Source organism: Bradyrhizobium sp. (assembly GCF_049512235.1).
In the GTDB taxonomy this organism is placed as follows: domain Bacteria; phylum Pseudomonadota; class Alphaproteobacteria; order Rhizobiales; family Xanthobacteraceae; genus Bradyrhizobium.
Window position 1 is genome coordinate 1 of sequence record NZ_JBEKXH010000627.1, and the last position, 3,312, is coordinate 3,312.

Sequence of the window (3,312 nt, forward strand, 5' to 3'; positions counted from 1 at the left end):
GCGACGCTGTAGTTGGAATTGGTCAGCGTGCCCGCGACGTTAAGCGTGTAGCTGCCGGCGTTGCTGGTGTTGCTGATGCCGAATGAATTGCTGAGCCCGGTCAGCACGCCGGCGTTCTGCCCGTTCTGCAGACCGGTCGCCGATAGACCCGGATTCGTCGGCGATGAGCCATAGCTCGAAGAGCCGCTTGCCGCTGTGACGGTGACGAAAGCAGGATTCACGGTCCAGCTTCCGCTGGTGGCGCTGCCAACCGTGTAGTTGGAATTGGTCAGCGTGCCTGTGACGTTCGCCGTGTAGCTGCCGGCGTTGCTGGTACCGCTGATACCATTGCTGAGCCCGGTCAGCGCGCTGACGCTATCCCCGTTCTGCAGACCCGTCGCGGACAGACCCGCGTTTGCCGGCAACGATCCGTAGGTCGAGGAGCCGTTAAGCGCGGTAACGTTGACGGAAGCAGCATTGACGGTCCAGCTTCCGTTCGTGAGGCCGACCACGTTGTAGTTGGAATTGGTCAGCGTGCCCGCGACGCTAAGCGTATAGCTGCCGGCGTTGCTGGTGCTGCTGATGCCGAACGAATTGCCGAGCCCGGTCAGTGCGCTGGCGGTATCCCCGTTCTGCAGACCGGTCGCCGACAAACCCGGGTTCGCCGGCGATGAGCCATAGGTCGAGGAGCCGCCGAGCGCGGTGACGGTGACGGAAGCGGGATTGACAATCCAGCTTCCGTTGGTGGTGCTGGCGACGCTGTAGTTGGAATTGGTCAGCGTGCCCGCGACATTAAGCACGTAGCTGCCGGCGTTGCTGATGTTGCTGATACCGAACGAGTTGCCGAGCCCGGTCAGTGCGGCGACGCTATCCCCGTTCTGCAGACCGGTGGCCGACAAACCCGGGTTCGCCGGCGACGATCCGTAGGTCGAGGAGCCGCCGAGCGCGGTGACGCTGACCGGCGCAGGATTGACGGTCCAGCCTCCGCTGGTGGTGCCGGCAACCGTGTAGTTGGAATTGGTCAGCGCGCCCGTGACGTTCGCCGTGTAGCTGCCGGCGTTGGTGGTATTGGTGATGCCATTGCTGAGCCCGGTCAGCACGCTGACGCTTTGCCCGTTCTGCAGACCCGTTGCGGACAGACCCGCGTTTGCCGGAAACGATCCGTAGGTCGAGAAGCCGTTAACCGCGGTGACGCTGACCGGCGCGGCACCGACGGCGAGTTGCCCACTACTCACGTAGCTGAAGGCGTAGCCGGACAGCGCCGACAGCGCCCCCTGGGCGATACTCATGGCATACGGCCCGCCCGCAACGCTGGCGCCTGGGGCAGCTCCCGTCGAAGTCACCGCAGGCGCCCCGCTGAACACATTTGCCGCCGTGTCGGTGAGAAAGGCGCCTGCCACGCCGTTCTGATAGGCCCCGATCGCGTAGTTGCCCGTGATCAAGGACGTCGCGTCCGTGCCATAGGTTTTCGAGGCGTTGGTCGAGGTAAACGTCAGCGTTGGTTGGGTGGCGAATAGATAGCGGTTGCCGGACGCCGCCACGCTGGCCGGCGGGAAACTCGCATAGGTCGCATTCCAGATCGCGGTATTTAAGCTGTTGAGGCCGCCGAAGGTGTCGCCCCCAGGGGCATTCGAATAGATCAGCCAGCGTCCGGCGGTCGCGGTCACCGCGCTGCCGCCTGCGTTGTTGATGAAGGCTGCTGCCGTCGCCAGCACCGCGCTTGCGCCTGTGATCGGCGCGGCGGCCGCAATCGTCAAATTCCCCGCGGTGGTGGTGACCGTTACCGCGCCCGTGGCCGCAATACCGGATTTACCCTGGACGGTTCCGGTGGTGAGCGCCTGATTGTTGTTGAATGAAACAGAGCCGACATTGGCGGCGATGGTGCCGATCCTGTTGGCCTGGGCAAGCGCGAATGAACCCGTTCCCGACAGCAGCAAATTCCCGGCCGTGATGGTCCCGCCCGACTGCGTGACCGCGCCGGTGTCGCTGATCACGACATCGCCTGCCGTAGACGAGATCGTCGCCCCCAGTCTGTCGCCACCGGTCCCGTTCAGCGTCAGCGTACGGGTGCCATTGTTGACGCCGTTGTTGGTGATGCTGTTGCCGCTGGAGGAGGTATCGAAGCCGGCCTTTGCACCGGAGGCGGTCGTCCCGTTGATCGTCAGCGCGCCGCCTGATATCGTCACCGCGTCGCTGCCCTGGGCAACAAAACCATTGCCGCTGGTCGAGCTGCCGGAAATCGCCATCGTACCCGACGTCGTCAGGCCGGTGCCGGTGAACATGGCGATGCCGTTGCCGGAACCGCTGACGCCACTCATCGAGAGCGTGCCCCCCGAATTGGTCAGCGTCGTGGTCGCGGCATTGAACCAGACGCCATTGCTCGACGTCGACGTGCCCACGAGGGACAGAATTCCCGAGCTGTCGGTGACGCTGTTGGCGTTGTTGAAGTTGATACCAAAGCTGCTGTTCGAATTCCCGGTCAGACTGATGTTCCCGGTTGAGGTGAACCCCACATTGTCATTCAGGAAGACCCCCCATAACGTACCGCTGGTGCCGTTGATCGCGAACGTTCCGCCGGAGTTGCTCAGCGTATTGTTGCCCTGGTTGATCGTGAAACCAAAACTGGAGTTTGATGTTGCGTTGATCGTGAGGTTGCCGGCGGCGTCGGCGACGGTGTTGGCGTTGTTCAGGAAGACGCCTTGGCCGCTGTTCGCCACGCCGGTAAGGGTCAGATTGCCGTGCGAAGTAAGGCTCACGCCGGTGTTGAGGCCGATCCCCCAGAAGGTGCTGCTGTTGCCGTTGACTGCAAACGTCCCGCCGCCGGAGTTGGTCAGCGACATTGCGCCGGTGTTAAAGAACACGCCGGTCGCGTTCACGGCCGTTCCATGGATCGTCAGGTTGCCAGCGGAATCGGTCACGCTGTTGGCTGACTGAAAGAAGACGCCATCACTCTGGTAGTTGCCGGTGATGGGTATAGTCCCCGACAACGTCATGTTGCCCGACGTGGTAAGGCTGGCGCCTGTAATGAAACTAAAGGCATTGTTGTTGGCGCCGGTATTGGTGCCGGTCACCGAAAATGACCCGCCGCCGCTGTTGGTGAAGGAATTTGATCCCAACAGCGCCACCCCGTCGCCGGAGGCCGACGTCCCGCTCATGTTCACGTTTCCAGAGCTTATGATCGTCGCATTGGTCAGGGTGATGGCAGCCGCAGCACTGGACGTGCTCGCCGTTGCAGTGAGATTGCCGCCACCGGTAGCGATCGTGGCACTGGTGACATTCACGTCACGGCCGGCGGTCAGCGTCAACGCGCCGCCATTGGTGGTGATGTTGGCA

Annotated in this window: 2 protein-coding genes; one reads left to right on the forward strand and one right to left on the reverse strand. The window is 62.8% G+C overall.

The window, feature by feature from the left end; genetic code table 11:
• Positions 1-3,134, reverse strand: a 3,134-nt coding sequence (locus ABSG20_RS32975) for a beta strand repeat-containing protein (protein WP_423868631.1), incomplete at its 3' end; no start/stop codon positions are given.
• Between ABSG20_RS32975 and ABSG20_RS32980 the strand changes: the two genes are divergently transcribed.
• On the forward strand, positions 3,133-3,312 hold a 180-nt coding region (locus ABSG20_RS32980; protein ID WP_423868632.1), incomplete at its 3' end, for a hypothetical protein. The genes ABSG20_RS32975 and ABSG20_RS32980 overlap by 2 nt on opposite strands.